The sequence below is a fragment of the Yoonia tamlensis genome (assembly GCF_900115105.1).
In the GTDB taxonomy this organism is placed as follows: Bacteria; Pseudomonadota; Alphaproteobacteria; order Rhodobacterales; family Rhodobacteraceae; genus Yoonia; species Yoonia tamlensis.
Genome location: NZ_FOYP01000002.1, coordinates 492964 through 515940 on the forward strand (window position 1 = coordinate 492964; position 22977 = coordinate 515940).

Genomic DNA, 22977 nt, shown 5'->3' on the forward strand with positions numbered 1-22977 from the left:
CTGGGTGCAAGCGGGGTATATCAAAGCCATGCTGCCGACAAGGAGAGTTCATATGGCTGACCAGCCGACCGACCAGACGACCCCCGCCCAACGCGCCCTTGCAGAGGCCGAAGCCCGCCGCAAACAGGCCGGCAAAGAGGGGCTCCCGACAGAGCTGGGCGGGCGCGACGGACCGGAACCTGTGCGCTTTGGCGATTGGGAACGCAAAGGGATTGCCGTCGATTTCTAGGCGGCGCAGCGCGCCTTGCCACGGCGATGCAGGTTTGACATTGGCGCGATTGCATCACTTGAAAAATTATACACATTTTCTGCTCTGCTTTTGTTGGGGATTGCGGTATTCCTCGTGCAAATGATGTCGCGCATAAATGCACGACCGACCGAGGGAGAGAGCATGCAACTCACATTGCAACGGATTGCCGTGCTAGGGCTTTGTTTGTTAACGGCGGGCTGTAGCCTGCCGCGCGGTGCCGGTTTCCAATCCGAAGTATTGGCCGCGTCCAACGCCAGCAGCCGTGCCGAAGGCGAAGAAGCGGTCTATGATTTCGAAGTGATCGCCGTTACCCGCGAAACGCTGCCGATGATCAACGCTTGGCCGAACCCCGATATTCAAGAATTCCCCTGGATCAGCAGTCAAGAACAGCCTGCATCACTGATTATCGCACCGGGCGATACGGTGCAGCTGACAATCTGGGACGCCGAAGAAAACTCGCTTCTGGCGGGGGCGGGGCAACGGGTTACCCCGTTGCAAGATACGCAAGTTTCTTCGGCAGGGCGCATTTTTGTGCCCTATATCGGGGAAATGCAGATCGCGGGCATGGCGGAAACCACCGCGCGCGCGCGCATCGAAGAAGAACTAAGCCGCACCATCCCGTCTGCACAGGTGCAATTGATCGTCGTGCCGGGGCGGGCCAATATGGCGAACCTGATGACCGGATTCGGCGCGCCCGGGCTTTATGAATTGCCGGACCGGAATTTCAAGATTCTGGAACTTTTGTCGCTCGCTGGCGGCGCAAATTCGACATTGGTAAACCCGCAGATCCGCTTGATCCGCAACGGACGTACCTATGGGGTCGCGCTCAAGCGGCTTATGGAAGAACCCGCGTTAAACACAACGATGCGCGGCGGCGACCGGTTGATGATCGTCGGCGACGAACGCAATTTCCTTTCGTTGGGGGCGACCGGATCAGAGGCGGTGCATCCGATCACCGAACAGAACATGACCGCGCTAGAGGCTTTGTCAACAATCGGCGGCGTCAACGCCGGCACGGCCAATCCCAAGGGCATTTTGATCATGCGCGAATATGACACCAGTGCGGTGCGTGATGATATGACCGGCCCCGCGCAGCAGCGTGTCGTGTTCACAATGGATCTGACATCGGCGGACGGGCTGTTTTCAGCGGGCAAATTCGTCATTCAGGACGATGATCTGATCTATGGCACCGAAAGTGTTCTTGGTTCTGCCTTGACCGTGTTCAGCTTGGGGCAAACGCTGGCTTCGCTGGTGAATTGATCCGCTAGAAAAGGCTGATGTCATCCGCTAGCGCGCTGGCATCAGTCACATTTTCGATAATCAGCACATCACCATTGCCAAAGTCGATGGTCATTTGCGTCCCGTTAAGCGTCCCGTAAACAAACAAAAGATCAGCCGCCGATGTCAGGCCCGTCCACAGCGCCGGATCAAGCGTGATGTGATCTTCGCCCTGGCTGAAATCGGCGATGGTATCGGTGCCGCCATCAAAGATAAATTCATCCGCGCCCGCATCGCCATAAAGAATATCATCGCCCGCACCGCCGCTGATCGTGTCATTTCCTTCGCCGCCGCGCAGCAGGTCCTGACCGCTTCCGCCATAGATTTCATCGTTGCCCGCACCGCCAAGCAGCATGTCCGCGCCTGTGCCGCCGTGCAAAACATCGTTGCCCGCGCGGCCCATCAGCGTGTCGTCACCCGCGCCGCCCGACAGGGTATCATCGCCTGCGCCCGCCATGATCACATCGCGCCCGTCGCCGCCTGTAATGACATCATTGCCATCCGTGCCCATGATAATGTCATCGGCCGCCGTGCCATCTGTTGGTGCGGGGACGGGATTACCGTCCAGTAGGCCGCGCAGCACATCGATATTGCCGCCCGCGATCTGGCCTGCGCCCGTCAGAATATTCAACGGGTCGGTGTCCGTGGCGGGCGGGTTCTGCGGGTTTGGATCCGGCGGCGGGGTTGCCGGGCCGGGGTAACCGGGGCTGCTGCTTTGGGGGATGCGCGTTAGCCCGATCAGATCGCCATTTGTAAAACTGCGATAGTCGATCGGGTTGCCATCGGCGCTATAGATTGTCAGCACCTCGTTGCCATAGCGGACTTCGACCCCATTGGTCAGGATCGTCATGATCAGTTGGCTGATGTCACGCAGCATGGACCAGTTTGACAGGTCAATAATGTCTTCGCCCAGCGTAAAATCGGTTATCGTATCCGCCACCCCATCGGATGAGAGAATAAACACATCCGCGCCCGCCCCGCCTGTCATCAGGTCACTGCCGGCGCCATCGCGCAGAATATCGTCGCCCGCGCCTGCTTGCAGGACATCGGCACCGTCGTGGCCTTGCAAGATATCGGCCCCCGCAGTCCCGGCAAGCACCCCGCCCGCAAGCGTGGCGGTCGTCGTGATCCCCGCGGTGCCCGTGTCAAAACGCAATTTGGTCAAGCCGATTTCACTGCTGCTGGCGACATAGATATCAAGCCCGTCACCGTTTCCAGTCAGGGCAATTGCACTGACATTATCAAGCCCCATCGCCGTGGTGTCGGCAATATGCGCGCGCGTGATCAGCTGCCCGCCTTCGAGCAGGGTAAAAACGGTTATCCCGTCGTCACCCCCGCCTGCGACAACATAGGTTTGCCCCTGATGCGTGATGATCTCAAGCGCGGTGATTTCGTCAAACCGCGTGTCCAATGTATCAAGCACATGGTCGCGGATAATTATCTGCCCGCTGGCGTCGATCTCCATCACGGTGATGCTGCCACTGCCTGCCGCGCCAAGCAGCACATATTGTGTGCCGCCCACCGTGGCGCTGGCCATCACGCTGGGCGCGGATACCCAGAGATTTTCTGCCGCGCCAAGGTTCTGGCCCAATGTTAGCGCACCTGCCGCATCGACCAGCCAGCTGCTGATTCCGTTGTCGATCCCGCTTGCCGTGATCAGGATTGTCTGCCCGCCAACAACCACCGATGCGGTGGCTGAAATCTGGTTGATAAAACTGCCCGCAGGTCCGGTCAGCGTGGTGCTGCCCGTCAGACTGCCTGTGGCGTCAAATGTGATCTGTCCGATCCCTTGCCCGCCCGCAAGCCCGCCGTAAACAACTTGCGCACCGGATCCCAATGTAACCGTGCAATAATTCTGGAACCCCGCAAGTGCGACCCCGAGCGGCGTAGCGCTGCCAAATGTGCCGTCCGACCCGATGGCCACCGTTTGCAACGCACCGCTATCGCCGCCACCGCTCAGGATGGTGACACCGGTGCTGGTTTGGATTGTGGTCAATGTGGCTGTGCTGCCGGCAATGGTGCCGCCGTTCAGCAGCAGACTATCAATTTGCTGCGGGGTTGCCGCCGAAATATCCCACCCGTTCAGCACCCCGTCATATTGGGTCGTGCTGTACAGCATCTGCACGCCATCCACCGTCATCAATGACAGATCGGTAATATGAGAATACGCGAGCTCTGCCCCGTTGCTGAGGTAGGTCACCAAGGTGATTTGTGACATGTGTGGTCCCCCCCAGGACCAAGAAACAGTCGTCTTGTTTGACGGTCGTGTTCCGAGCGGGCGGGCGCATGGTCAAATTGCGGCAGGATCAAGGAGCTTGCAAAGCAATTACTTAAAAGGATTGGCGAATTTTATGATCACCCAGCGGGTGTACCTGTGGCGGGCGGCGCATTAGAACAGCAAGAAGCAAAGGGGAAACAAGATGACCACACCCAAATTCGGCACCAGCGGGTTGCGCGGGCTTGTGACCGCGCTGACGCCCGCGCTTGTCGGGCAGCATGTGACCGCCTTTATCGCCGCGTGCCCGATCGGGACCGGAGTATTTATCGGCCATGACCTGCGGTCATCATCGCCCGATATCGCCGCGATGGTTGCACGGGCCACGCTTGGTGCGGGGGTGAACGTCACCCTTTGCGGTGCGGTGCCGACACCTGCGCTGGCGCTGGGCGCGATGCGGGCGGGGGCCGCGGCGGTGATGATCACGGGCAGCCATATTCCCGCCGACCGCAACGGTCTGAAATTCTATACCCCGCAGGGTGAAATCACCAAGCCGCAAGAACAGGCAATTCTTGCCGCATTGGGTCAGACCCTGCAGGCCACCCCCGGCGATCCGGCCAAAAACACCGATATTTGCGCGCAGTATAATGCACGGTTCAAAGCGGCTTATGGCGGCGCGCTTGGGGGGATGCGTATCGGGCTTTACGCGCATAGCGCTGTCGGGCGTGACCAGCTGGAGGATTTGCTAGCAATGCTTGGGGCGGAAGTGGTGGTGCTTGGCCGGTCTGACATGTTTATTCCTGTGGATACCGAGGCTGTCGCACCCGCGCTGCGCGCGCAGTTGCGCGATTGGGCGGCAGCACATGATGTTGCGGCAATTGTTTCAACCGATGCCGATGGCGACCGCCCCTTGGTCACGGATGCGGCGGGAAATGTAGTGCCTGGTGATATCCTGGGGCAGATCACAGCGCAGGCATTGGGTGCGCAAACGGTCGTGACGCCGGTTTCGTCGAATACAGGCGTGGATCAGTTGCTTACCGTACACCGCACGCAAATCGGATCACCATTTGTGATTGCGGGCATGGAATCCGCCGCGGGCAAGACTGTCGGCTATGAAGCAAACGGCGGCTTTCTTTTGGGCTTTCAGGCACAGGGGCCGCAAGGGCCGTTGCCGCCATTGATGACCCGCGACGCCGTGCTGCCGATACTGGCGGTGCTTTGTGCCGCGCGGGCAAGCAGTGTTGCGCAACTGGTGGCAAGCCAACCCCCGCGCTTTACCGCCGCTGACCGGTTGCAGAACATACCGACCAGCGACAGCCGGAATCTGGTGCGCGGGCTTGCCGGTGACGCTGCTGCGCGGGCTGCGTTCTTGAACGGGCTTGGCGGGCAAGAAGCAGCGATCGACCAAACCGACGGTTTGCGGATAACCCTGCAAGACAGCCGGATTGTGCATTTGCGCCCCTCGGGCAACGCGCCCGAACTGCGATTCTATGCCGAAGCAGATAGCGCCGACGCGGCACAAACTACGCTAATGACGGGATTGGCTGTTGTCAGGCGCATGCTTGGGTTGTAATCTGCGGGGATACCCGTAAAATTTCCAGCAATTTGTGACAAAAAGCACAGACTTTGTCCGCTAATGGACGGAGAACAGCCAAAGGGCAAGGTTGTGTGATCTGGGTAGCGATGTGTCTAGGGGCTTCTCGTGTGAATTTCACCGGGAAGCCTTTGTTTTTCAGGCGCCATACCCGTCGGGATTGCCGGATTGCCATGCCCAGACGCTTGATGCCATATCATTCAGATCATGTTCGGCCTTCCAGCCCAGCTCTTTTGCGGCGCGCGATGCGTCTGCTTGCATCTTGGCGATATCGCCTGACCGCCTTGTAGCTTGGACCGTTTTGATTTTTCGACCGCTTGCCGTTTCAAACGCGGCGACCATGTCGCGCACGCTATAGCTTTGGCCGGTGCCGATATTGAACGGGCGTGCGCCAGCGTTTTTCACCGCATAATCCAGCGCGGCAACGTGCGCGCGCGCCAGATCAACCACATGGATATAATCGCGCAAGCCTGTGCCGTCGGGGGTGTCGTAATCATCACCGAACACGGTTAACGCGTCGCGCTTACCGACTGCGACCTGTGCAATATAGGGCATCAGGTTGTTGGGGATATCTTTGGGATCCTCGCCTATTTTTGCCGAATTATGCGCGCCGACAGGGTTGAAATAGCGCAGCAACACGGCGGCCTTGTCCGGTGCGGTCGCGGCCCAGCTCGTCAGGATCTGTTCGGCCATCAGTTTGGACCGGCCATAGACCGAAAGCGGCGCTGTCGGGTGGGCTTCGTCATAGGGTAGATAGACGGGTTCACCGTAAACCGTGGCCGAAGATGAAAAAATGATCGTCTTGCAGCCCGCACGGTCCATCGCGCGCAATAGCGCGAGCGTGCCACCAACGTTCACATCGTAGTAAAGCAGCGGCTTTTCCTGACTTTCACCAACCGCCTTGAGGCCCGCAAAATGGATTACCGCGTCGGGCCTGAATTCCTGCATCACGTGGTCTAGCATCACCGGATCGCGCACATCGCCCGTGAAATCCGCAACCGCGCCGTTCGACAGACTACGGACGCGGTTCAGAACCTCGGGCGTGGCATTGGAATAATCGTCAAGCACGCAAACCGCATGGGCCTGCGCAGTCAGTTCCAACAATGTGTGGCTGCCGATATAACCGGCGCCGCCGGTAACAAGTACGCGCATTAGACGAAGATAAAGTCGTTCGTATTTGCCAGCTCAACGCCTGTGATAAGGATTGCCATGTCGTCAATGCCGTCATCGTTGCTGTCGATATGCACGGTGGTATTGCCACCCGAAGCATCAAGCGTCACTTCCGCGCTGGTGATACCAAAGGCAGACAAGTCGATTTCATCAACGCCGGCCGTGAAATCCGTGATTTCATCGCGCGTCGCGGCAAAACTGTCGGACATGGCGTTAAACACAAAGGTATCCGCACCGGCACCGCCAGTCAGCGTATCCGCACCCATGCCGCCGATGATCGTATCATCATCAGCACCGCCGTTGATTATGTCATTGCCGCGTCCGCCATAGAGGTTGTCATTGCCGTCATGACCATAAATTGAATCATTGCCGCTGCCGCCAAAGATAGTGTCTACCCCGTCGCCGCCGTCAAGATTATCAAACCCGCTGCCGCCGTAAATCGTGTTGGCGCCTTCGCCCGAGCTCACAATGTCTCCACCCGAATTGCCGTAAAGCGTATCATTGCCAGCACCGCCGTCAATTGTGTCTGTGCCTCCGTTACCGGTGAGTGTGTTGTTCACATCGTTCCCGATCAGCGTGTCATCGCCAGACCCCCCGGTTGCGTTTTCAATCACCGCACCGTTGGCGATGGTATAACCGCCCGCCACGCCATCTGCAGCAGAGATAAATCCACCACCGCCGGCTTCATATTGCAATGTTGCCTCGCGCAGGTCGATGGTTACATCTTTTGACCCCGAATAGCGGATTGTATCTGTTCCGCCAGTGTCCCAGATCGAGACCCACGCATCATCGTTGTCGGGAATGTCGTAGTAGTTGTTTCCACTGTTATATGTTGTGTTGGCGCCGTAGATTTCTTGCAGCATGGCAATGTCCAAGGCCATAGGAGAGGCTGCGCCGCCATTGTTTATGCCATTTGCGGCAGGTGCCCCATTATACCCAGCATTATAGGACATGATGGTGTACACTTCTTGGTTTAGGCCGTAGTCGCCATAAAATCCGAAGGGATAGCTTGGATCGCCGGTATGACCTTCCAGACCTTGTAGTACTCCATTTCCGTCGTGCGGGTGATCTAGGCCCAGCCCGTGCAGTGCCTCGTGGATGATGGTCGAGTATGCAAGGCCACCAGCCTCAAGCCCGCCAGTGGTGTTCCAGCCGGCGTTGTTGTTGCTGTTAAAATAGCCGGCTGTAGACCCTGTATAGTTTTGTGTTTGGTGCATGTAGAAGTAGCCCAAAGTGTTCGAAGAATTTCCAAAATCGTCCAAAACCAGTTGAAAATCAGCGTTCACATTTGTGGTTTCTACAAACGTCAGGTTTACGTAATTTGAAATTGTTGCCAACGCTGCCATGAACTGCTGCTTTTCATAGTTGCTCCAGCCTTCGGATGTCCGTTCCCCGCCGATTGCGTTTGCGGTGTTGCCTGAAGTTACAAAACTCACGGTGATGACGGCATCGCCGCGGCTATTGCCGCTATCAAGTGTTGAAACAGGAGAAGTTGACTGGGCCATAGGTGCGTCCAATATTTTATCTAATGCGAGCAATCTTCCGCACAACGTGATCCGCAAAGGTGACCACATTAAGACGGACTTGCAATTATTCGTTGAGTGCCAGCTTAGGGTGGTTAGTCGCGCGCGTAAATATCTTCATAGCGGATAATGTCGTCTTCGCCCAAATAGGCGCCGGTTTGCACTTCGATCAGCACCATCGGCAGTTTGCCAGGGTTTTCAAGCCGATGAACCGCGCCCAGCGGGATATAGACCGACTGGTTTTCGCTGAGCAACTGGACGGTGTCGCCAAGGGTGACCTTGGCGGTGCCTTGCACAACGATCCAATGCTCGGACCGATGATGGTGCGATTGCAGCGACAGCGTGCCGCCTGCCTTGACCACAATCCGTTTGACCTGAAACCGGTCGGCGATGGCAAGGCTTTCGAACCAGCCCCATGGGCGGTGATCCTTGGGAAAACGGGTTGCCTGCGGTGCGGCTTTTTCGGTCAGGATTGCGACGGCTTTCTTAACGTCTTGCGCGCGGTCTTTGTGCGTGACCAGCACCGCGTCGGGCATGGCGATGGCAATGATATCGTGCAGCCCGATACCGACAATCGCCTGCGTGCCGACCTCGGATCGCAGCATGCTGTTGGTGCAGTCAATGGCGGTCGCAGGACCCGCAAGCGCCAGACCGTCGGTTTGGGTTTCGCGCCAGACAGCAGCCCAATCCCCCAAATCCGACCAACTGCCGTCAAAGGGAACGACAGCCAGATTGTCTGCCTTTTCCATCACCGCGTAATCAATCGAAATTGCAGGTGCTTCGGCCCAGGGTTCGGGTGCGAGCCGCAAGAACCCCAAGTCTGTTTCTGACTGTGCGACGGCCTTTTGCACGGCCTGATACATATCAGGGCAGCGGGTTTGGTAACCGGCAAGAATTGTCTCGACGGCAAACAGGAATATGCCCGCGTTCCACAAATACCGCCCGTCCGCCAACATCTGCGCGGCATGGTCTGCATCGGGTTTTTCAACAAAACCCTTCAGTGCGAGCGGGGTGGATTCTGTTGGTGGTATCGCATCAAGCGCGAGATAGCCGTACCCTGTTTCCGGCCTGTCCGGCTTGATCCCGAAAGTCACCAGCTTGCCCGATCGGGCGGCAGGGATCGCCGCAGCAACGGCGGCATCAAACGCTGCCTTGTCAGGGATCACATGATCCGAAGGGGCAACAAGCATCAGCGTCTGCGGGTCGGATTGCGCCAGATGCAATGCAGCGGCCAGAATTGCAGGGCCTGTGTCGCGCCCTTCGGGTTCGATAAGAACAGCGCCGGGGTCTATCCCCGTTTCCTGCAGTTGTTGAACCGCCGTAAACCGGAAATCATTTGCCGTAACAACGACCGGCGCATCATATTGCGCACCCGAAAGCCGCGCCGCGCTTGCCTGAAACAGGCTTTGGTCGCCAATAAACGGCGCAAACTGCTTGGGGTAGCTTTTGCGTGACAGCGGCCACAGCCGCGTTCCCGACCCTCCACATAATATGACAGGCGTGATCATGTTTTTCTTTACCTTGAATTAAGCGGCTGACCGGATTGCAGCTGTGCGGTGTACCAGTCATAGGTTTGCGCGATACCGTCGTGCAAACTGATCTGCGCGCGCCAGCCAAGATCGGCCATGGTTTGCACGTCCAGCAATTTGCGCGGGGTTCCATTTGGTTTGCTTGGATCAAAGGCGATGCGCCCTTTGAACCCCGTGGTGCGGGCAATCAAAGCGGCCAGTTCTGCAATCGTGATATCGGTGCCGGTGCCTATGTTGATGTGGATTTGCGTAGGGGTGGTGGCCGCGTCATAGCGTGCCTTGTCCAGCGCCATGACAAACAGGGCCGCACGCGCAAGGTCATCGACGTGCAGGAATTCACGGCGCGGTGTGCCGTCGCCCCAGATCGTTACTGTGTCATCCCCTGCGGCTGCTGCGGCATGAAACCGGTGCATCAACGCTGGCAGAACATGCGCGTTCTGGGGGTGAAAGTTGTCACCTGGACCGTAAAGATTGGTTGGCATGATTGCGCGGTAATCCGTGCCGTATTGCCGGTTATAGCTTTCGCATAGTTTGATCCCCGCGATTTTGGCAAGCGCATAAGGTTCATTCGTCGGTTCGAGAGGACCGGTCAGCAGTGCCGTTTCGGCCATGGGTTGCGCCGCATTGCGCGGGTAAATGCACGATGACCCCAAAAACAACAGTTTTTCGATGCCGGCGGCGTGGGACTGATGGGTCACATTGGCCGCGATCATCAGGTTTTCATAGATGAACTGCGCCGGATATGTCGCATTCGCCATGATCCCGCCGACACGCGCGGCCGCTAGGATCACCATATCGGGGCGTTCACGGCGCAAAAAATCGCGCACGGCTGTTTGGTCAGTCAGGTCAAGCTGCCCGCGCGATGCGGTGACAAGATCATGTTCGCCTATGGCCAACTGCCGCTGCACAGCGCTGCCGACCATGCCTTGATGCCCTGCGATGAAAATGCGCATGATCAGGCCTCTTTTGTCATGGGCAAGCTGAGCCCGTGTTCCTTTAAGAAGGCATGGCGCCGTGCGGCTTGCAGGTCTTCGTGGATCATTTCGGCACACATCTGTTGCGCCGTGATCTGTGGCGACCAGCCCAGCTTTGTCTGCGCCTTGGCGGGATCGCCCAGCAATGTGTCGACTTCGGCCGGCCGGAAATAGCGGGGGTCGATCCGCATAACCACATCGCCCGGCTTGACCGATGCAGCGCGGTCGCTTGTGACGGCGGTCACAGTGGCCGTTTCGTGAATACCTTGCCCCTGAAACGCCAGTTCCAGCCCCAGTTCTGCCGCGGCCCAGCGAATGAAATCGCGGACCGAATGCTGAATGCCGGTGGCGATTACAAAATCCTCTGGTGTGTCCTGTTGCAGCATAAGCCACTGCATACGGACATAGTCGCGCGCATGGCCCCAGTCGCGCAGCGCGTCGATATTGCCCATATAAACGCAATCTTGCAGGCCCGTCGCAACATTGGCCAGCCCGCGTGTGATCTTGCGGGTGACAAAGGTTTCGCCGCGCCGCGGGCTTTCATGGTTAAACAGGATGCCGTTGCAGGCGTACATCCCGTAAGCTTCGCGGTAGTTCACGCAGGTCCAATAGGCGAACAGCTTGGCCACGCCGTAAGGGCTGCGCGGATGGAACGGGGTTTGTTCGGTCTGCGGGCTTTCGCGCACCTGCCCGTAAAGTTCGGAGGTCGAGGCCTGATAGAACCGCGTTTTCTTTTCCAGCCCCAGAAACCTGATCGCTTCAAGCAGGCGCAGCGTGCCCATTGCATCCACGTCTGCCGTGTATTCAGGGGCTTCAAAGCTGACGGCGACATGCGATTGCGCGCCAAGGTTATAGACCTCGTCGGGCTGTACCTGTGCGATAATGCGGGTCAGGTTGGAACTGTCGGTCAGGTCGCCGTAATGCAGGATAAACCGTGCATTATCGGTTTGCGGATCTTGGTAGATGTGATCGATGCGGGCGGTGTTGAATTGCGACGCGCGGCGTTTGATCCCATGGACCTCATAACCTTTTTCAAGAAGGAGTTCAGCAAGATAAGATCCGTCCTGGCCGGTTACGCCGGTGATCAATGCGCGTTTCACGTTCAAAACCATCCTTCTTTGATTACGATTCGTTAACCACTTTGGTGCCTGAGAGGTCTTAACGGGACGTTAACCGCCGTCCGCAGGGTGAGGGGAACATTTACACAGTTCCCCAATACTGTCGAGAAATTCACATTCCCCAAAAGGCGCGATGATCCCATGTCTGATTTTACCCCGAAACTGTCCATGCCGCTTATCCTGCCTGCGCAGGCGCAAAAACACGTCACCCATAACGAAGCGATCGAACGGCTTGATCTGCTGGTGCAGCTTACGCTGGAACAAAGCGACGCCGTAGCCCCCCCCGCAACCCCGAACGAGGGCGAATCTTGGGCTGTTGGCGTTGGCGCGACGGGTGATTGGGCAGGGCAAGACGGGCAAATTGCGTCGTGGCGGGGCGGGGGGTGGCTATTTGTCGCGCCCGTTGATGGCTGGACGGCATGGGTGCGCGACATTTCGGAATTGCAGGTGCTGGACGGCGGGGTTTGGGTTACCAAAGGGGCCGAATTTGTGCCGCAGAATGTAGCGATGGTCGGCATAAATGCGACTGCTGACGCAACCAACCGCCTGTCGGTTTCCAGCGATGCCACGCTGCTGAACAACGTTGGTGCCGGTCACCAGCTCAAGATCAACAAAGCGGGGGTCGGTGATACCGGATCACTGCTGTACCAAAGCGGCTGGTCAGGGCGCGCCGAAATGGGCCTGTCGGGCAATGATGACTTTAGTATTAAGGTCAGTGCAGACGGGGCAAATTGGGTCGCCGCGATCGGGATCGACGGTGCAGACGGGCGGGTGCGGATTAACCAGTTGCTGCATATTGCCCCCGGCGCCGCGCCCGGATCGGCGCAAGCGGGCGATGTTTACTTTGATTCGACGGCAAACAAACTGCGCTGCCATGACGGGACGGTCTGGCAGGATCTTTTCTAGACAAAACTGCAACAGCAACAGATTCGTGAAAACGGGCGTCGTCATAACTGGCTGCGCCCGTTTTGCTGTCATTTGACCCTACGATAGCGGTTTGGCTTCATAAAATGAGACAGCAAACCCCATTCCTGTCAGATATGGTGTGGATTAACCGCGCAGGGAGCTTGCGACACAATAGTTGCTCTGCTACATCGCACAGGATTTTGACGCTTTCGTGATCCACGGGGGCCAAACAAGTTGCTCTGTAGCTTCCCGATGTTGGGGGGTGATCTGGGCCTAAGACATCGGAAGGGTGGACGTGTCCGAAACTGCTGGTATCTCCACAAGCATTGCGTCGCGTTATGCGACCGCCGTGTTTGAACTTGCCAAAGAAGGCAAGGCCATCAAAGCGCTCGAAACTGACGTAGCGGCTTTGGAATCTGCAATCGCCGACAGCGCTGACATGCGTACATTGTTGTCTTCACCGCTTTATAGCCGTGAACAGCAAGGTACCGCGATCAGCGCGATTGCGGAAAAAATGAAATTGTCTGCATCGACAAGCAACGTATTGGCGCTTCTTGCAAGCAAGCGCCGTTTGTTTGTGTTGCCGCAGTTGCTGACTGTATTGCAAGCAATGTTGGCCGAAGAGCGTGGCGAAGTGACTGCTGAAGTCACCGCTGCCAAGAAGCTGACCAAAGCGCAAGCTGACAAGCTGGCAAAAACACTTACCGCCCAAGTGGGCAAATCTGTCACCATCAAAGAAACCGTCGATGAACGCATCATTGGCGGTCTTATTGTAAAAGTGGGCTCTAAGATGATCGACACGTCGATTGCCTCAAAGCTCAACGCACTCCAGAACACTATGAAAGAGGTCGGATAAATGGCGATCCAAGCGTCTGAAATCTCTGCGATCCTTAAGGACCAGATCAAAAACTTTGGCCAAGAAGCCGAAGTGGCCGAAGTAGGCCGGGTACTAAGCGTTGGTGATGGTATCGCCCGCGTTTATGGCCTTGATAACGTGCAAGCCGGTGAAATGGTTGAATTCCCCGGTGGTATCCGCGGGATGGCCCTGAACCTCGAAGCCGACAACGTTGGTGTTGTTATCTTCGGTTCTGACCGTGACATTAAAGAAGGCGACACTGTTAAGCGCACAAAATCCATCGTGGACGTTCCTGTCGGGGACGAACTGCTTGGCCGCGTTGTTGACGGTCTGGGTAACCCGCTTGACGGCAAGGGCCCGATCAAAACAAAGAAACGTGCGATCGCCGATTCAAAGGCGCCTGGCATTATTCCACGTAAATCGGTTCACGAACCAATGGCGACAGGCCTGAAATCTGTTGACTCGATGATCCCGGTTGGCCGTGGCCAGCGCGAATTGATCATTGGTGACCGCCAAACCGGTAAAACAGCGATCGCGCTTGATACGATCCTGAACCAAAAATCATACAACGATAACGCGGCAAGCGATTCTGACAAACTGTACTGCGTTTACGTGGCCATCGGTCAAAAGCGTTCAACAGTTGCACAGCTGGTGAAAAAGCTCGAAGAATCCGGCGCGATTGAATATTCAATCGTTGTTGCGGCGACTGCTTCTGACCCTGCGCCAATGCAGTTCCTTGCACCATATGCGGCGACAGCGATGGCTGAACACTTCCGCGATGCGGGCCGCCACGCGCTGATCATCTATGATGACCTTTCCAAGCAAGCGGTATCTTACCGTCAAATGTCACTTCTTCTGCGCCGTCCACCAGGGCGTGAAGCTTACCCAGGTGACGTTTTCTATCTTCACTCCCGTCTGCTCGAGCGTTCATGTAAACTGAACGAAGACAACGGTTCCGGTTCTTTGACGGCGCTGCCGATCATTGAAACCCAAGGTGGCGACGTGTCTGCGTTTATTCCAACCAACGTGATTTCGATCACCGACGGTCAGATCTTCCTTGAAACCGAACTGTTCTACCAAGGGATCCGCCCAGCGGTGAACACCGGTCTGTCCGTTTCACGTGTTGGTTCTGCTGCGCAAACAAACGCGATGAAATCTGTTGCCGGTCCGGTTAAGCTCGAGCTTGCGCAATACCGCGAAATGGCTGCCTTTGCGCAGTTCGGTTCCGACCTTGACGCCGCGACACAGCAATTGCTGAACCGTGGTGCACGTCTGACCGAGTTGATGAAGCAACCACAGTATTCACCACTGACAAACGCAGAAATCGTTTGCGTGATCTATGCGGGTACACACGGCTATTTGGACAAAGTCGGCGTCAAAGACGTTGGCCGTTTCGAGGCTGGTTTGCTCAAGCACCTGCGCACAAACGCAAAAGACGTGCTTGCGTTCATCACCAAAGAAGATCCAAAGATCAAAGGCGACGCTGAAGCCAAGATCAAAGCTGCTTTGGACGCTTTCGCTGCTGATTTCGCATAAACCTGAAGATAAGGAGACGAACACGTGCCTAATCTTAAGGACCTGAAAAATCGGATCGCGTCGGTTAAATCGACCCGCAAGATCACGAAGGCCATGCAAATGGTCGCGGCTGCAAAATTGCGCCGCGCCCAGGAAGCAGCCGAAGCATCACGCCCCTATACAGAGCGTTTTAACGCTGTGATGGGTCAGCTTGCTGCATCGGTTGGCGGTTCAGATTCTGCACCAAAATTGCTGTCCGGAACGGGCAGCGATCAGGTGCAGCTTTTGATCGTCATGACGGCTGAACGTGGTTTGTGTGGTGGCTTTAACGGCAACATCGCGAAGCTTGCGAAAACCCATGCGCAAAAATTGATCGCAGCCGGCAAGACAGTGAAAATCATCACTGTCGGCAAAAAAGGCCGCGACGCAATCAAGCGTGAACTGGGTGCCCATTTTGTCGATCACATCGACATGAGCGGCGTTAAGCGGCTTGGCTACCTGAATGCGCAAGACATCGCAAAAAATGTGTTGGCCCGCTTTGACGAAAACGAATTCGATGTCGCGACGATCTTTTTCGCGCGCTTCGAAAACGTTGTGACGCAGCACCCGACCGCACAGCAAATCATCCCTGCCCGCTTTGACGTGGCCGAGGATGCTGAAACAACGCTTTACGACTACGAGCCAAGCGAAGAAGAAATTCTTGCTGACTTGTTGCCGCGCGGTGTTGCGACAGCCCTCTTCAGCGCACTGCTGGAAAACGCAGCCTCTGAACAGGGTGCACGGATGTCTGCGATGGACAACGCAACACGCAACGCTGGTGATATGATCGACCAACTGACAATCGAATTTAACCGTTCGCGTCAGGCCGTGATCACCAACGAGCTGATTGAAATTATTTCGGGCGCGGAAGCGCTCTAGACCCCGGAGAAAACCATTATGGCAAACGCTAAAGGTAAGATCACGCAGATCATCGGCGCCGTCGTTGACGTGCAGTTCGGCGACCACCTACCTGAGATTCTGAACGCCCTTATCACAGACAACAACGGCAAGCCGCTGACGCTCGAAGTTGCGCAGCACCTTGGTGAAAACACTGTGCGCACAATTGCGATGGACGCGACCGAAGGTCTCGTTCGTGGTCAAGAAGTGACCGACCAAGGCACAACAATCACAGTTCCAGTGGGCGACGCCACACTGGGCCGGATCATGAACGTGATTGGTGAACCAATCGACGAACGTGGCCCGATCGGTGAAAAAGACCGCCGTTCCATCCACGCCGAAGCACCCGAATTCGAAGCGCAGTCAACTGCGTCCGAAGTTCTGGTCACAGGCATCAAAGTTATCGACCTTCTCGCGCCTTACGCGAAAGGTGGTAAAATTGGTCTGTTTGGTGGTGCGGGTGTTGGTAAGACAGTTCTTATTCAAGAATTGATCAACAACATCGCCAAAGTACACTCTGGCTACTCTGTATTTGCGGGTGTGGGCGAGCGTACACGTGAAGGGAACGACCTTTACTACGAATTCATCGAATCCGGCGTTATCAACATGGATGACCTGACCAAGTCCAAAGTGGCGCTGGTTTACGGTCAAATGAACGAGCCTCCAGGTGCGCGTATGCGTGTTGCGCTGTCCGGTCTGACAATGGCCGAAGCGTTCCGCGACCAGTCCGGTACAGACGTTCTGTTCTTCGTCGACAACATCTTCCGCTTTACACAAGCTGGTTCCGAGGTGTCAGCGCTTTTGGGTCGTATCCCTTCCGCGGTTGGCTACCAGCCAACATTGGCGACAGATATGGGCCAGATGCAGGAACGCATTACATCAACAAAGAACGGGTCGATTACATCGGTTCAGGCGATCTACGTGCCTGCGGATGACCTTACCGACCCTGCGCCAGCGACATCGTTTGCGCACCTTGATGCGACAACCGTTTTGAACCGTGCGATTTCCGAAAAGGGTATCTACCCTGCGGTTGACCCGCTCGATTCAACATCACGTCTGCTGGATCCAGCAATCGTTGGTGAAGAGCACTACGCCGTGGCTGCCGACGTTCAGCAAATGCTGCAGCGCTACAAGTCGCTTCAGGATATCATTGCGATTTTGGGCATGGACGAATTGTCAGAAGAAGACAAACTGACAGTTTCCCGCGCACGTAAAATCGAACGTTTCCTGTCACAGCCGTTTGACGTTGCTGAAATCTTTACCGGCTCACCTGGTGTTCAGGTGCCTTTGGAAGACACAATCGCGTCGTTCAAGGCCGTTGTTGCCGGTGAATACGATCACTTCCCCGAAGGTGCATTCTACATGGTAGGCGGCATTGAAGAAGTGAAAGCAAAAGCCGAAAAAATGGCTGCAGCCGCAGCTTAATGAACCTGTAAGGAGCCAACATGGCAAACCTACAATTCGATCTCGTTTCGCCCGAGCGCCGCTTGGCCTCAGTCGAAACAACCGAGGTAATGATCCCCGGTGCTGACGGTGACATGACCGTGATGGCTGGCCACGCGCCAACCATCACAACATTGCGCCCAGGCATCATGCGCGTGTCGCATGGCGGGACCACCGAGGAATACGTTGTTCTGGGCGGTTTCGCTGAAATCAGCGCGACTGGCGTTTCGGTACTGGCTGAACAAGCCTTGCACCGCGATGAGATGACGCAAGAAGTTTACGAAAAACTGATTGCCGAAGCCAAAGAGCTGTACAAGAAGAAAGAGGAAGAGTTCGTCAATGAGCCGGGTCCCGTCGATGACGCGGCCAAGCTGATTGCTGATATGGTTGCGATGGGCTCGCATATCGGGTTGGACTCGGAACGCTCTAACTTCGGGTAAGTCCAGTTTATAGATTGCTTGGGCCTCGCATTGCGGGGCCCTTTGCTATTGTAGGGTTGCTGGTTTTGGTGAATGGTGCAGTGCAACCTTAGGTTACAGATGGGGCCGCGACCGGCAATGCATAGATTAAATAGTGGAACAGTTGGTATCGATCACGGCGATGTGGTCATGTTTTCAGATTTTGAAGACGGCGGCGCGATGTGGCGCGGCGAAGGCCCTCGCCAAAGCCGCGAAACAGTGGCCTTTCAGACCGCATATGTAAAACCGCCACATGTGCAGGTTTCGATTTCAATGTGGGATATCTCGAACTCGACCAACATCCGTGCGGATGTGCAGGCCGAAAACATCACAACAGATGGGTTCGAAATCGTGTTCCGTACATGGGCGGATACACAGGTCGCGCGTGTGCGCGTTGCATGGACATCATTTGGCGAATTGCCCAATGATGACGGCTGGGATCTGTATTAAGGCAGGGCGCATCCAACTGCGCCACCGCCCTGATACTTATTCGGCGGCGTAAAGCCCCTCGTAGATCGGGCCAAGTGTCTTGTGATCAAACAAGGACGACACAGATGTGCCGTTCCACGTGTTCAGGATCGCTTGGGCAAACATCGGCGCGGTTGGCACGATGCGTATATTTGGCGCGGCCAGCACAGGTTTGGTCGCGGCGATCGTGTCAGTGATGACCAGACTTTTCATTGCCGAGTTGGTAATCCGTTCCACAGCAGGGCCGGACAATACACCATGGGTGATGTAGGAATGCACCTCTTTGGCGCCGTTATCCATCAGCACTTCGGCGGCTTTGCAAAGGGTGCCAGCCGTATCAACGATATCGTCAACGATGATACAAACGCGGTCTTTGACGTCGCCGATCACGGTCATCTCGGCAACTTCGCCCGGATTGCCGCGGCGTTTGTCAACGATGGACAAGGGGGCGCCAATACGTTGCGCCAGATCACGCGCACGGGCTACGCCACCAACATCGGGGGACACGACCATCACGTCGCTCATGCAGTCGCGGAAATGGTGCCGCGCATCCAGCGCATAAATCGGTGACGCATAAAGGTTATCCACCGGAATATCGAAAAAACCCTGAATTTGCGTGGCGTGCAAATCCAGGGTCAGGATACGTTCAACACCGGCTTCGACCAGCATATTGGCAACCAGTTTGGCCGTGATCGGGGTGCGGGCCTTGGACCGGCGGTCTTGGCGCGCGTAACCGAAATAGGGGATCACGGCCGTGATACGATCAGCCGAGGACCGGCGCAGCGCGTCAGCGATGATCAGCAGTTCCATCAGGTTGTCATTGGCAGGGTTCGATGTCGGCTGGATAATAAACATATCTTCGCCGCGCACGTTTTCGAACACTTCGACAAAGATTTCCCCATCGTTAAAGCGTTCTACACGCGCATCAACAAGCCCGACATCCATGCCGCGGTGCATCGACATGCGGCGCGCAATTGCGGCGGCAAGCGGCTGGTTGGAATTTCCGGAAATGAGCTTGGGTGCAGTCATCGTTGGCATCGGTTGGGTCCCTTTGGCAGAAGGCAGTAACATGTACATGACAGATTCGAAGCGTTGACACCGACTAACACAGCGTTACCGTCACGCAAACATTCTGCGGACATCAGGAGGCTAAAAATGGCCCATATCGACTACTTCTTTGCAACGATTTCACCATTTAGCTACCTATGCGGGACAAGGCCCGCCGAAATTGCCGCAAAACATGGCGCAACGCTTACTTATCGCCCGCTTGATATCATGGGGCTGTTTGCCCGCACCGGCGGCACCGCCCCCAAAGACAGGCACCCCAGCCGCGCTGAATACAGGCTGCAGGAACTGCGGCGTCAGGCTGCGCAGGTTGGCATGCCGCTAAATCCCAAGCCCGCGTTCTGGCCGACCAACCCTGCGCCGTCGTCCTATGCGATTATCGCCGCGCAAAACGAAGGTGGTGATGTTGCGGGGCTTGTCCATGCGATTGGCGCGGCCTGCTGGGCCGAAGAGCGCGACATCGCCCAAGACGATGTGATCCGTGATTGTCTGACCAAGGCGGGGTTCGCACCTGATTTGGCCGATAAACACATGCTGACCAGCGCCGAAACCTATGCTGCTAACCTCGAAGATGCGGTAGCCAAAGGGGCCTTTGGCGCGCCGTTCTTTATCACAGACACAGACGAACGGTTCTGGGGGCAGGACCGTCTTGCCGGTCTGGATGCCTATCTGGCGGGGTAAATTAGCCGTGCAGCAGGTCGATAAACTGCTGCACGTCCGCGGCGGTTATTGACCAATCGGTAACCAGCCGTCCGGTCAGCATTTCCGCCGGATCGCCATCATCGGGGTCGCCGTTCACCACATAGTAAGCTGCGCCGCCGTCCAGCGCGCGTTTATGTGCGCGGCGGGGCATTGCAAAGAAAATGATATTGGCCTGCACAGCGAACTGCACCGTCAAATCGGGCACATCATACAGACCCGCAGCAAGCTGCGCACAGCGCGCATTCGCGGCGCGCGCCGTTTCCAGCCAAAGATCATCTGCCAAATACCCCAGCATTTGGGCCGACAGATAGCGGTGTTTGGACAAAAGGTGCCCGCCACGCTTGCGGCGCAGCTCAAACTCCCAAGCAAGATCAGGGTCAAAGATTACACAGGCCTCGACGCCCATTGCACCGTTCTTGGTGCCGCCAAAGCTGACAGTATCAACCCCTGCCTTCCACGACATTTCCGCCGCAGAGCAACCTAGCGCCACAAGCCCGTTGGCAAAGCGCGCGCCGTCAAGATGGGTCTTGATGCCGAATTCACGGGCCACATCGGTCAGCGCGCGGATTTCGTCCAGCGAATATATCGTGCCTTTTTCGGTCACTTGGGTGATCGACAACGGGCCGCGTTGCGGGCCATGCACACCGCGGTTTTGTTCTGCCAGTATCTTGGTGCGCAGGGCCTCGGGTGTCATTTTGCCGTTTACCGTCGGCACCAGCGACAGTTTTGCCTGCGTGTAGAATTCGGGCGCGTTGCATTCGTCCTTGTGGATATGGGCGACATCGGCGCAGAAAATCGTTTCCCACGGCTGTGTCATTGTGGCCAATAGCAGTGCGTTGGCGCTGGTGCCGTTGACCACAAATTCGACAGCGGCATCCGGCGCTTCGAATACATCACGCACCAGATTGCGGGCGGTTTCGGTCAATGGATCGTCACCATATCCGGGGGCATAACCGGCGTTGGCCTGCACGATGGCGTCGATGACATTGGGGTGCACCGGACCTGCATTATCGGACAAAAAATACATCTATGTCGGCTCCTCTATGACGTGGTCTTCCCAGTCGTCTTCGTCGATTTCGAATTCAGGGATGGTCATGCCGCGCACCGACACGCCCGCGCGGTGCACTGATTCGGGGTCGCCTGAAACCAGCGGGTGCCAGTCGAACAGCGGGCGGCCTTCGTAAACCAGCCGATAGGCACAGGTCTGCGGCAGCCAGTACATGGTTTGCTTGATCGTCTTGGGCGTCAGCACGATACATTCGGGCACAAAATTATGCCGGATCGGATAGTTACTGCACAGGCAGCTTTGATCATCCAGCAAACGGCAGGCAACGCGGGTCATGACCACGACGCCTGTGTCCTCGTCCTCTAGCTTGTTCAGGCAGCATTTCCCGCAGCCATCGCAGAGCGCTTCCCATTCGGGTTTGGACAGTTTTTCCATCGGCTTGGTTTCCCAAAACCGATCTTTAAGCCCCGCGCGGGTGATTTCACCCGACATCTTGCAAGATCCTTCGCGCGGTTGCGCAATCGGCATTCATCTGTTCAATCAACGCATCAAGCCCGTCGAATTTCAGCTCTGGGCGCAGATAGTCGACCAAGGCAACAGACAGGTGAGATCCGTAAAGATCGCCTTTGAAATCAAAAAGATAGCTTTCGCAATTGGGAATTTCGCCATTGAACATCGGGCGCACGCCAATAGATGCAGCCCCGTCATAGGTTCCGGCATGTGGTCCATCTAGCACATCAACCTTGACCGCATAGACGCCAAATTTCGGCGGGTGCAGCCCGTCAATCGACATGTTCGCAGTCGGAAAGCCAAGCTCGCGACCGCGTTGGTCACCGCGTACGACTGCACCTTCGATCCGGTGCCAATGGCCCAACATTTTGGCTGCATCGCGCGGTTTACCGTCGCTTAGCGCCTGCCGGATAGCGGTAGAGGACACATTTGCAGCTTTGACAGTCAAAAGCGGGGCGATAGTCACGCCAAATCCCATTTCGGCGCCAAAACGCTGTAAATCATCGACAGTGCCGGCGCGCCCCTGACCGAAACAGAAATCAGCCCCGACAACAACATGCTTCAACCCCAACCGGTCGACAATAACGCCTTGGGCAAACGCGCGCGGGGCAAGCCCAGCAAGGGCCGCGTTAAACGGCACCTCATATAGTTTTTCGACACCAAGTTTCGCCAGACGGTTTGCGCGGGCTTCGGCATTCATCAGGCGGAACGGGTTGGAATCGCGTGAAAAGTAGGCGCGTGGATGCGGCTCGAACGTCATCACCCCCAGTGGCGCGCCGATGGTTTGCGCGATGCCACGGGTCAGGTCGATCACCGATTGATGCCCGATATGAACCCCGTCAAAATTCCCTATCGCCGCGGCGGCGCCGCGGTCGTTGGGGTCGATAAAAAGTGTGTCACGAATGATGCGCATAGCCTTGCGTAGCGCGGCCTGCGGGGCGCTGCAACCCTAGTCGAATTTGCGCGAGGGCGCCAAAACCGTGGCGTCGCCGACCAGCACCTTTTTGTCGTTCACCAGACAGCGGGTATTCATGGTGACCCGCCGTTTGGCGTGATCGATCTCGGTCACTTCAACCTCGGCCAGAACCATATCGCCGGGGCGCACGGGGGCCAGAAATTTCAGGCTTTGCCCCAGATAGACGGTGCCATGCCCGGGCAGCTGTTCGCCGATTACGGCGCTGATCAAACCGGCGGTCAGCATCCCATGCGCAATGCGCCCGCCAAAAATGGTTTCTTGCGCATAGTCTTCGTCAAGATGCACGGGGTTCCGGTCGGTGGATACTTCGGAAAACATTTCGATATCGCGGTCGGTCACGACCTTGCGCAAGGACCGCATCATGCCGATTTCGATATCTTCAATGCAGATGGTTCCACGAGGGGCATTATCAAGCATAGCGCGATCCATTAGGTAACAAAAATCCAATACGCCTTTCGGCTGCGAAACTTTATTACTTTGCGGAT

The 22977-nt window shown here is 56.6% G+C and carries 22 protein-coding genes; 11 read left to right on the forward strand and 11 right to left on the reverse strand.

Translation table 11 applies throughout. The annotated features are described in order from the left end of the window. Positions 1-52 precede the first annotated feature (52 nt). Both BM320_RS14265 and BM320_RS14270 read left to right on the forward strand, forming a co-directional pair. Positions 53-229, forward strand: a complete 177-nt coding sequence (locus BM320_RS14265; protein ID WP_090201376.1) for a DUF1674 domain-containing protein — start codon at positions 53-55, stop codon at positions 227-229. A 162-nt stretch (positions 230-391) separates the two neighbouring features. Next, positions 392-1510, forward strand: coding sequence for a polysaccharide biosynthesis/export family protein (locus BM320_RS14270; protein ID WP_090201378.1), 1119 nt, complete (start codon positions 392-394; stop codon positions 1508-1510). 4 nt (positions 1511-1514) lie between these two features. Here BM320_RS14270 and BM320_RS14275 read toward each other — a convergent pair whose 3' ends face one another. Further along, positions 1515-3746 carry a calcium-binding protein gene (locus BM320_RS14275; protein ID WP_090201379.1) on the reverse strand — a complete coding sequence of 744 codons (2232 nt, stop codon included), beginning with the start codon at positions 3744-3746 and terminating at the stop codon, positions 1515-1517. 202 nt (positions 3747-3948) lie between these two features. Here BM320_RS14275 and BM320_RS14280 point away from each other — a divergent pair, with 202 nt between their 5' ends. Next, positions 3949-5316 carry a phosphomannomutase gene (locus tag BM320_RS14280; protein ID WP_090201381.1) on the forward strand — a complete coding sequence of 456 codons (1368 nt, stop codon included), beginning with the start codon at positions 3949-3951 and terminating at the stop codon, positions 5314-5316. A 159-nt stretch (positions 5317-5475) separates the two neighbouring features. Here BM320_RS14280 and galE read toward each other — a convergent pair whose 3' ends face one another. The 5 genes from galE to gmd form a co-directional block, all read right to left on the reverse strand. Beyond that, positions 5476-6489 (reverse strand): UDP-glucose 4-epimerase GalE, encoded by a 1014-nt coding sequence (gene galE, locus BM320_RS14285; RefSeq protein ID WP_090201383.1) that lies wholly within the window; start codon positions 6487-6489, stop codon positions 5476-5478. Beyond that, positions 6489-8012, reverse strand: a complete 1524-nt coding sequence (locus BM320_RS16575; protein WP_165615067.1) for a M10 family metallopeptidase C-terminal domain-containing protein — start codon at positions 8010-8012, stop codon at positions 6489-6491. Before BM320_RS16575 ends, galE begins: the two co-directional genes overlap by 1 nt. A gap of 113 nt (positions 8013-8125) precedes the next feature. Continuing rightward, positions 8126-9538: a mannose-1-phosphate guanylyltransferase/mannose-6-phosphate isomerase gene (locus BM320_RS14295; protein WP_090201387.1), complete on the reverse strand. Its 1413-nt coding sequence runs from the start codon at positions 9536-9538 to the stop codon at positions 8126-8128. 8 nt (positions 9539-9546) lie between these two features. After that, positions 9547-10512 carry a GDP-L-fucose synthase family protein gene (locus BM320_RS14300; protein ID WP_090201388.1) on the reverse strand — a complete coding sequence of 322 codons (966 nt, stop codon included), beginning with the start codon at positions 10510-10512 and terminating at the stop codon, positions 9547-9549. Between the two features lie 2 nt (positions 10513-10514). Continuing rightward, entirely contained in the window at positions 10515-11633 is a 1119-nt protein-coding gene (gene gmd, locus BM320_RS14305; protein ID WP_090201583.1) for a GDP-mannose 4,6-dehydratase, read from the reverse strand. Between the two features lie 159 nt (positions 11634-11792). Between gmd and BM320_RS14310 the strand changes: the two genes are divergently transcribed. From BM320_RS14310 to BM320_RS14340, 7 genes are all read left to right on the forward strand, one after another. Next, a complete protein-coding gene (locus BM320_RS14310; protein WP_090201391.1) occupies positions 11793-12557 on the forward strand; it encodes a DUF2793 domain-containing protein in 765 nt (254 codons plus the stop codon). 289 nt (positions 12558-12846) lie between these two features. Continuing rightward, on the forward strand, positions 12847-13413 hold the full coding sequence (locus tag BM320_RS14315) for a F0F1 ATP synthase subunit delta (protein ID WP_090201393.1): 567 nt from the start codon (positions 12847-12849) through the stop codon (positions 13411-13413). Next, positions 13414-14949, forward strand: a complete 1536-nt coding sequence (gene atpA / locus BM320_RS14320) for a F0F1 ATP synthase subunit alpha (RefSeq protein ID WP_090201395.1) — start codon at positions 13414-13416, stop codon at positions 14947-14949. A gap of 24 nt (positions 14950-14973) precedes the next feature. Next, entirely contained in the window at positions 14974-15846 is an 873-nt protein-coding gene (locus BM320_RS14325) for a F0F1 ATP synthase subunit gamma (protein WP_090201397.1), read from the forward strand. An 18-nt stretch (positions 15847-15864) separates the two neighbouring features. Beyond that, entirely contained in the window at positions 15865-17289 is a 1425-nt protein-coding gene (gene atpD, locus BM320_RS14330) for a F0F1 ATP synthase subunit beta (protein WP_090201399.1), read from the forward strand. Between the two features lie 20 nt (positions 17290-17309). Then, positions 17310-17747 (forward strand): F0F1 ATP synthase subunit epsilon, encoded by a 438-nt coding sequence (locus BM320_RS14335; protein WP_090201402.1) that lies wholly within the window; start codon positions 17310-17312, stop codon positions 17745-17747. A gap of 168 nt (positions 17748-17915) precedes the next feature. Continuing rightward, on the forward strand, positions 17916-18215 hold the full coding sequence (locus tag BM320_RS14340; protein ID WP_375342076.1) for an H-type lectin domain-containing protein: 300 nt from the start codon (positions 17916-17918) through the stop codon (positions 18213-18215). Between the two features lie 36 nt (positions 18216-18251). On the opposite strand, the gene BM320_RS14345 is transcribed toward BM320_RS14340, so the two are convergent. Next, a complete protein-coding gene (locus BM320_RS14345; protein ID WP_090201403.1) occupies positions 18252-19271 on the reverse strand; it encodes a ribose-phosphate pyrophosphokinase in 1020 nt (339 codons plus the stop codon). A gap of 117 nt (positions 19272-19388) precedes the next feature. On the opposite strand from BM320_RS14345, the gene BM320_RS14350 reads away from it, so the two are divergent. Then, positions 19389-19979 (forward strand): 2-hydroxychromene-2-carboxylate isomerase, encoded by a 591-nt coding sequence (locus BM320_RS14350; protein WP_090201405.1) that lies wholly within the window; start codon positions 19389-19391, stop codon positions 19977-19979. Position 19980: 1 nt separating this feature from the next. Here BM320_RS14350 and BM320_RS14355 read toward each other — a convergent pair whose 3' ends face one another. The 4 genes from BM320_RS14355 to BM320_RS14370 are packed head-to-tail and all read right to left on the reverse strand — an operon-like array spanning position 19981 to position 22909. Further along, a complete protein-coding gene (locus tag BM320_RS14355; RefSeq protein WP_090201407.1) occupies positions 19981-21027 on the reverse strand; it encodes a threonine aldolase family protein in 1047 nt (348 codons plus the stop codon). Beyond that, positions 21028-21498: a YcgN family cysteine cluster protein gene (locus tag BM320_RS14360; protein ID WP_090201409.1), complete on the reverse strand. Its 471-nt coding sequence runs from the start codon at positions 21496-21498 to the stop codon at positions 21028-21030. Continuing rightward, a complete protein-coding gene (locus BM320_RS14365; protein ID WP_090201410.1) occupies positions 21488-22429 on the reverse strand; it encodes a bifunctional riboflavin kinase/FAD synthetase in 942 nt (313 codons plus the stop codon). The genes BM320_RS14360 and BM320_RS14365 overlap by 11 nt, the downstream gene beginning before the upstream one ends. A gap of 36 nt (positions 22430-22465) precedes the next feature. Beyond that, positions 22466-22909: a MaoC family dehydratase gene (locus BM320_RS14370; RefSeq protein ID WP_090201585.1), complete on the reverse strand. Its 444-nt coding sequence runs from the start codon at positions 22907-22909 to the stop codon at positions 22466-22468. Positions 22910-22977 lie beyond the last annotated feature (68 nt).

Bases quoted from the DNA above. Each gene is read 5' to 3' on its own strand.
- BM320_RS14265 (WP_090201376.1), top strand. From the start codon at position 53: ATGGCTGACCAGCCGACCGACCAGACGACCCCCGCCCAACGCGCCCTT.
- BM320_RS14270 (WP_090201378.1), top strand. From the start codon at position 392: ATGCAACTCACATTGCAACGGATTGCCGTGCTAGGGCTTTGTTTGTTA.
- BM320_RS14275 (WP_090201379.1), bottom strand. From the start codon at position 3,746: ATGTCACAAATCACCTTGGTGACCTACCTCAGCAACGGGGCAGAGCTC.
- BM320_RS14280 (WP_090201381.1), top strand. From the start codon at position 3,949: ATGACCACACCCAAATTCGGCACCAGCGGGTTGCGCGGGCTTGTGACC.
- galE (WP_090201383.1), bottom strand. From the start codon at position 6,489: ATGCGCGTACTTGTTACCGGCGGCGCCGGTTATATCGGCAGCCACACA.
- BM320_RS16575 (WP_165615067.1), bottom strand. From the start codon at position 8,012: ATGGCCCAGTCAACTTCTCCTGTTTCAACACTTGATAGCGGCAATAGC.
- BM320_RS14295 (WP_090201387.1), bottom strand. From the start codon at position 9,538: ATGATCACGCCTGTCATATTATGTGGAGGGTCGGGAACGCGGCTGTGG.
- BM320_RS14300 (WP_090201388.1), bottom strand. From the start codon at position 10,512: ATGCGCATTTTCATCGCAGGGCATCAAGGCATGGTCGGCAGCGCTGTG.
- BM320_RS14310 (WP_090201391.1), top strand. From the start codon at position 11,793: ATGTCTGATTTTACCCCGAAACTGTCCATGCCGCTTATCCTGCCTGCG.
- atpA (WP_090201395.1), top strand. From the start codon at position 13,414: ATGGCGATCCAAGCGTCTGAAATCTCTGCGATCCTTAAGGACCAGATC.
- atpD (WP_090201399.1), top strand. From the start codon at position 15,865: ATGGCAAACGCTAAAGGTAAGATCACGCAGATCATCGGCGCCGTCGTT.
- BM320_RS14335 (WP_090201402.1), top strand. From the start codon at position 17,310: ATGGCAAACCTACAATTCGATCTCGTTTCGCCCGAGCGCCGCTTGGCC.
- BM320_RS14340 (WP_375342076.1), top strand. From the start codon at position 17,916: ATGTTTTCAGATTTTGAAGACGGCGGCGCGATGTGGCGCGGCGAAGGC.
- BM320_RS14345 (WP_090201403.1), bottom strand. From the start codon at position 19,271: ATGCCAACGATGACTGCACCCAAGCTCATTTCCGGAAATTCCAACCAG.
- BM320_RS14350 (WP_090201405.1), top strand. From the start codon at position 19,389: ATGGCCCATATCGACTACTTCTTTGCAACGATTTCACCATTTAGCTAC.
- BM320_RS14355 (WP_090201407.1), bottom strand. From the start codon at position 21,027: ATGTATTTTTTGTCCGATAATGCAGGTCCGGTGCACCCCAATGTCATC.
- BM320_RS14360 (WP_090201409.1), bottom strand. From the start codon at position 21,498: ATGTCGGGTGAAATCACCCGCGCGGGGCTTAAAGATCGGTTTTGGGAA.
- BM320_RS14365 (WP_090201410.1), bottom strand. From the start codon at position 22,429: ATGCGCATCATTCGTGACACACTTTTTATCGACCCCAACGACCGCGGC.
- BM320_RS14370 (WP_090201585.1), bottom strand. From the start codon at position 22,909: ATGCTTGATAATGCCCCTCGTGGAACCATCTGCATTGAAGATATCGAA.